The following is a 6061-nucleotide window of genomic DNA, read 5'->3' on the forward strand; positions in this document are numbered from 1 at the left end:
CCTTCATGTCGTACGACGTCGAAAAGCCCGACGAGCAGTGGCGGGCGGAGCTCACCCCGGCCGAGTACGCCGTGCTGCGCCAGGCGGGGACCGAGCCCGCCTTCACCGGTGAGTACACCGACACCAAGACGCGGGGCGTCTACTCCTGCCGGGCCTGCGGCGCCGAACTGTTCACCTCCGACACCAAGTTCGACTCCCACTGCGGCTGGCCGTCCTTCTTCGACCCGAAGGACAGCGACGCGGTGGAACTGCTGGAGGACCGCTCGCACGGAATGCGGCGGACCGAGGTGCGGTGCGCGCGGTGCGGTTCGCACCTCGGGCACGTCTTCGAGGGCGAGGGCTACCCGACCCCGACGGACCAGCGCTACTGCATCAACAGCGTCTCCCTGAGCCTGACGCCCACGGAGAACTGACGCCCACGGAGAACTGACCCCCACGGAGAACTGACCCCCACCGGGAACCGACGCCCACCGAGAACTGACCCCCACCGGGAACCGACCCCCACCGGGAACCGACCCCGGGCGGAGCCGGCCCGTCCGGCTCCGCCCGGCGTCCTCCCGGTCGGGGCCGTTTCCGCTCCCCGTCTCACAGGGCCTTGCGCTGCACCAGCGCCGACAGCACCAGCATCCCGGGCAGCAGGGGCAGCCAGACGGTCAGGGCGCGGTAGCCGATGACCGTGGCCGTGGCCAGGGCGAGGGGGGTGCCGTAGCCGGCCAGGGTGAGGACCAGGGCCGCGTCGATCGGGCCGATGCCGCCCGGGGCGGGGACGGCGCCCGCCGCGGTGCTCGCGGCGAGGAACGCGAAGACCAGTTGCGGCCAGGACAGCGGGACGCCGAGCGCGGTGCCGACCGAGGCGACCACGCAGGCCTGGAGCAGGGGTGCCGCCATCGCCCCGCACCACAGGGGCAGGCACCGGCCCGGCCGGGTGTGCAGGTGACGGGCGTCGGTGAGCGCCGTGCGGACGAAGGCCAGGGCCGGGCGGCGCCAGGCGCGGACCAGGACCAGGAGCGCCGCGGCCGCCGCGGGGGCGAGGAGCAGACCCACGACGGCCAGGACCAGCGTCCGTCCCCGCGGCAGGAGCGCGGCCGGGGGTACGGCGGTCGGGGTGGCCAGGACGAGGACGAGCAGTAAGGGCGTCTTCGCCACCGCTCTGACCAGGGAGTACAGGGCGATCGAGGCGGTGGCCCGGGGGAGCGGGACGCCCTGGCGCAGCAGAAAGCGGACGGTGACCGCGTGGGCGCCGATGCTCGCCGGCAGGAGGTGGTTCGCGGCGCCCGCGGCGACCTGGGAGGCCAGCAGCAGGCCCTTGGGAAGCCGGTCGGGGACCGCGCCCTGGCGGACACAGGCGGCGGCGACCCAGCCGAGGCAGGTGAACACGAGCCCGGCCAGCAGCCACCAGGGGTCGGCGGTGGCGAGGCGGGCGGTGGCGTCGCGTACGGCACGCCAGTCGATCGCCGCCCAGATCCCCAGCAGCAGGAGCGGGAACAGCACCAGGGCGCGGCGGACGGGCGAACCGGCCGCGGGGTCGGCGGGGGCCGCGGGGGTCGTGGGTGCGGCGGGGGCCGCGGGGGCTGCGGGTGCCGCGGGGGCCGCGGGTGCCGCGGGTGCCGCGGGGGTGGTCGGGGAGTCCTCGGGGTGGCGGTCGTCCGCGCGGGGGAGCGGGGAGGCGGGACCGTCGAGCGGCAGCAGGGACACGGCGCACGTCGTCCTTCCGCGTCACCTCCGCGGATGCCGGGGTGACGGAATCGGGCCCTGGGCGGGGAAGGGGCGGGGGAGGAGATTCCCCTCCGGCGTGACGGTGCGGTGTCCGGGAGCCGACGGTGCGAGGGCGGAGGGGCGACTGCGGTGCGGTGTGGTGCGGTGATGCGGCGTGGTGCGGTGTGTAGGGCTGGGGGAGTTCTGCCCGGGGCGCCCGCCGCTCATCCCGCTCCCGCCGCTCATCCCGCTCCCGGGGCCGTCCGGTGGCGCCGCCCGGGATCCCGTTCGGTGGGGCCCACCGTCCGGGCCGGTGCAGCGACGGGCCGGCCCGTCGACGGGTACGGCCGTCGGCGTCAGCCGCCGCCCGACGGTCGCAGTGGCAGTGTCAGGGCGAAGACCGTGGTGCCCTGGGCGTCGTCCAGCTCGAGGGTGCCGCCGTGGGCCTCGACGAGGGCGCGGGCCACCGCCAGGCCGAGACCGCTGCCGCCGCGGTCGCGGCTGCGGGCCTTGTCGACGCGGTAGAAGCGGTCGAAGACCCGCTCCCGGTCGCCGGGCGGGATGCCGGGGCCCCGGTCGGTGACGCCGACCCGCGCCGCGTCCCGGGTGGCGGACACCGTGACGGAGACCGGGGTGCCGGCCGGGGTGTGCACGGCCGCGTTGGTGAGGAGGTTGTCCAGGACCTGCCGGACGCGCTGCGGGTCCAGGCACAGCCGTACCGCCGACGGGCCCGGAGCCACCGTCAGTGGATGGTTCGGGTGGCTCGCCCGGAAGGCGTCGGCCGCCTGCTCGACCAGCTCCACCAGGTCGGTGTCCTCCCGCCGCAGCGGTGTGTCGACCTCCGCCGCGTCCAGCCGGGCCAGCATCAGCAGGTCGTCGAGGAGGACGCCCATGCGCGCGGCCTCCGCGCGCAGCCGCGCCAGGTGCCGGTCGCGCTCCTCGGGCGCGTTGGCGGCCGCGTACTGGAAGAGGTCCGCGTAGCCGCGCACCGACATCAGCGGGGTGCGCAGTTCGTGCGAGGCGTCCGCGACGAAGCGGCGCAGCCGCTGCTCGGCCCGGGCGCGGACCGCGAGGGAGTCGTCGATGTGCTCCAGCATGGTGTTGAACGCGGTGCGCAGCTCCTCCACCTCCGGCCCGCCGCCGGCCCGGTCGGCGCGCAGCGGCAGCCGGGCCGCCGTCTCGGTGAGGTCGTGCGAGGCGATGCCGTGCGCGGTGTGCGCCATGTCGCTCAGCGGCTTCAGCCCGCGCCGCAGCAGGGCCCGGCCGACCACCACGAGGGTCAGCAGCGCGAGCGCGAAGGTGACGACCTGGATCGTGATCAGGTGCTGGACGGTGTCCTCGATGTCGTCCATGGGCGCGCCGCTCACCAGGATCACGCCGGGCTCGACCTCGCAGGCGCGCAGCCGGTACAGGCCCTCGCCGTCCAGGTGCTCGGTGCGCAGCACCTCCGACCCTCCGGCGGCCCGCGCGCGGGCCACCGCGGTGAGGTCCTCGACGTCCGCGGGCACGTCGGCGGCGTCCTCGGGCGCGCGGAGCACGGGCGTGCCGTCCGACACGTCGTACACGGCGTAGTACCAGCGGTAGTACTTCTTGCCCTCCAGCGTGCCGTACGTCGCGATGCTCTTGGACTGGGCGGCCTGGGCGAGCCGCAGCTGCTCGTTGAGCTGGTTCGACAGGTAGTCGCGCATGTACGTCGTCAGGGCCGTGCCGACGACCGCGAAGACCAGCAGCGACAGCACGCCGAGGGCGAGGGCGAGGCGGGTGCCGAGCCGGAGCCTGCGGTACGCCTGCCGGAACCGCCGGATCACTCCGCCGCCTGCCGGATGACGTACCCGAACCCGCGCACGGTGTGGATCATCGGCGCGCCCGTCGCGTCCAGCTTGCGGCGCAGCCGGCTGACGACCAGCTCGACGACGTTGGAACGGCCGCCGAAGCCGTACTCCCACACGTGGTCGAGGATCTGCGCCTTGGTGAGCACGGTCGGCGACTTGCGCATCAGGTAGCGCAGCACCTCGTACTCGGTCGGGGTGAGCGTCAGCAGGCTGTCGCCGCGCCGCACCTCACGGGTGTCCTCGTCCATGGTCAGGTCGCCGACCCGCAGGACCGACCGCTGGAAGGCGGGGCCCGCGCTGCGCCGCAGCACCGTGCGCAGCCGGGCCATCAGCTCCTCCACCGCGAACGGCTTCACCAGGTAGTCGTCGCCGCCCCGGGTCAGACCCGCGACCCGGTCGGCGACCCCGTCCCGGGCGGTGAGGAAGACCACCGGCACCATCGTCCCGGAGCGGCGCAGCCGGTCCAGGACGCCGAAGCCGTCGACGTCGGGCAGCATCAGGTCGAGCACCACGATGTCCGGCTGGAACTCGGCGGCGCGGCGCAGCGCCTCCTCGCCCGAGTTCGCGGTGACCGCGTCCCAGCCCTCGTACCGGGCGACCGTCGCCACGAGATCGGCGATCGGCGGGTCGTCGTCCACCACCAGCAGTCGTACTTTTTCCACCCGCACATACTGCGCCACCCGCCCCCGCGCGCCAGACCCCGGTGCGGCGCGGAGAGCGATCGATACCCACTTGAAAGTCGTACGACAGGTAATCGACAGCTCCGGACGGCGAAGCTCTGTGTCCTAGGACCAGATCGTCCTAGGAGCAGATCAAGGAGTTCCCGTCCGTGACGACCGTGCAGTCGCCTCCCGTACCCCCCACGGCGATACGTCCCGAAGTCGTGGCCCGCACCGGCCTGTACGCCGTGCTGGCCGCCAACGCGGCCGTCGTGACCCTCTTCGCCGTGCAAGCGGGCTTCGCCTCCAACGCCCTGGTCGTGCTGGGCCGCTTCACCGGCCTCTACGCCGCCCTGCTGATGGCCTTCCAGCTGCTGCTGGTGGCCCGGCTGCCCTGGCTGGACCGCCGTATCGGCATGGACCGGCTGACCAACTGGCACCGCTGGACCGGCTTCGGCCTGCTGTGGACGCTGGTCGGGCACGTGGTGTTCATCACCTTCGGCTACGCCCAGTCGTCCTCCCTGGACCCGGTGAGCCAGCTCGTCGACCTCGCCGAGACCGTCGAGGGCGTGTTCCGCGCGGTCGTCGCGCTGGGGCTGATCCTGGTGATCGGCGCCGTCTCCGCCCGCTGGGCCCGGCGCCGGCTGGCCTACGAGACCTGGCACTTCATCCACCTGTACACGTACGTCGCCGTGGTGCTGGCCTTCACCCACCAGGTCGCCGTCGGCACCACCTTCACCTCCTCGCCCGCCGCGACCGGCTACTGGTACGCCCTGTGGGCCGTCGCCCTGGGGTCCGTCCTCGTGGGCCGGCTGGGGCTGCCGCTGTGGCGCAACCGGCGCCACCGGCTGCGCGTCGAGAGGGTCGTCGCCGAGTCCGACAACGTCGTCTCCGTGTACATCACCGGCCGTGACCTGGACCGGCTGCCGGCCCGCGCGGGCCAGTTCTTCCTGTGGCGGTTCCTCACCCGGGACCGCTGGTGGCAGGCGAACCCGTTCTCCCTGTCGGCCGCGCCCGACGGCCGCACCCTGCGCCTGACCGCCAAGGCCGCCGGCGACGGCTCGGCCGGCCTGCGCCACCTGAAGCCCGGCACCCGTGTCTTCGCCGAGGGCCCCTACGGCGCCTTCACCGCGATGCACCGGACCCGCCCGGAGGCCGTGCTGGTCGCCGGCGGCGTCGGCGTCACCCCCATCCGTGCCCTGCTGGAGGAGCTGCACGGCCACGCGGTCGTCATCTACCGCGTGGGCAGCGACCGGGACGCGGTCCTCTACGACGAACTGCGTGACCTCGCCCACGCCAAGGGCGCCGAGCTGCACCTGGTGACCGGCCCGCCGGTTCCCGACCGGCTGGCCCCGGCCGAGCTGGCCCGGCTGGTGCCGGACATCGCCGACCGCGACGTCTTCCTGTGCGGCCCGCCGCCGATGATGAACGCGGTCCTGGGCAGCCTGCGCGCGCTGGACGTGCCCCGGCGACAGATCCATTTCGAACGCTTCAGCCTGGCGGGATGACGGAGACGAGGAAGAACGACATGAAGCGAGCACTACCTGTCCTGGTCCTGTCCGTGGCCGGCCTCGTCCCGGTGTGGCGTTACGAGCCGTCGACGAGCACGTCGGTGGCCGAGGCCGCGGCACCGACGGTGTCCTCCACGGCCCCCGCGTCCGGCTCCTCGGGGCTGGTCGTGAAGGGCACGACCGTCGCCACCGAGAAGGGTGACGTGCAGGTCGAGGTGACCTTCGACGGTGACACGATCACCGCGGTGCGGATGCTGAAGCAGCCGGACCACCCGCAGACGACGGCCGCGGTGCCGACGCTGGTCGAGGAGACGCTGCAGGCGCAGAGCGCGGACATCGACACGGTGTCCGGCGCGACCGTCAC

The 6061-nt window shown here is 74.0% G+C and carries 6 protein-coding genes; 3 read left to right on the forward strand and 3 right to left on the reverse strand.

Annotated features, from left to right (window positions below; all coding sequences use genetic code 11):
* Positions 1 to 5 precede the first annotated feature (5 nt).
* Positions 6 to 413, forward strand: a complete 408-nt coding sequence (gene msrB, locus ACFV9M_RS11800; RefSeq protein WP_385073781.1) for a peptide-methionine (R)-S-oxide reductase MsrB — start codon at positions 6 to 8, stop codon at positions 411 to 413.
* A 172-nt stretch (positions 414 to 585) separates the two neighbouring features.
* On the opposite strand, the gene ACFV9M_RS11805 is transcribed toward msrB, so the two are convergent.
* The 3 genes from ACFV9M_RS11805 to ACFV9M_RS11815 form a co-directional block, all read right to left on the reverse strand.
* A complete protein-coding gene (locus ACFV9M_RS11805) occupies positions 586 to 1695 on the reverse strand; it encodes a YbhN family protein (protein WP_385073778.1) in 1110 nt (369 codons plus the stop codon).
* A 356-nt stretch (positions 1696 to 2051) separates the two neighbouring features.
* On the reverse strand, positions 2052 to 3503 hold the full coding sequence (locus ACFV9M_RS11810; RefSeq protein WP_385073775.1) for a sensor histidine kinase: 1452 nt from the start codon (positions 3501 to 3503) through the stop codon (positions 2052 to 2054).
* Entirely contained in the window at positions 3500 to 4189 is a 690-nt protein-coding gene (locus ACFV9M_RS11815) for a response regulator transcription factor (protein WP_385073772.1), read from the reverse strand. Before ACFV9M_RS11815 ends, ACFV9M_RS11810 begins: the two co-directional genes overlap by 4 nt.
* 167 nt (positions 4190 to 4356) lie before the next feature.
* Here ACFV9M_RS11815 and ACFV9M_RS11820 point away from each other — a divergent pair, with 167 nt between their 5' ends.
* Together ACFV9M_RS11820 and ACFV9M_RS11825 are read left to right on the forward strand one after the other, a co-directional pair.
* Complete coding sequence (locus ACFV9M_RS11820) at positions 4357 to 5694, forward strand: ferric reductase-like transmembrane domain-containing protein (protein WP_385073770.1); 1338 nt, start codon at positions 4357 to 4359, stop codon at positions 5692 to 5694.
* Between the two features lie 20 nt (positions 5695 to 5714).
* On the forward strand, positions 5715 to 6061 hold a 347-nt coding region (locus tag ACFV9M_RS11825), incomplete at its 3' end, for an FMN-binding protein (protein WP_385102399.1).

The sequence above is a fragment of the Streptomyces sp. NPDC059895 genome (assembly GCF_042731035.1).
Classification (GTDB): Bacteria; Actinomycetota; Actinomycetes; order Streptomycetales; family Streptomycetaceae; genus Streptomyces.

Bases quoted from the DNA above. Each gene is read 5' to 3' on its own strand.
- msrB (WP_385073781.1), top strand. From the start codon at position 6: ATGTCGTACGACGTCGAAAAGCCCGACGAGCAGTGGCGGGCGGAGCTC.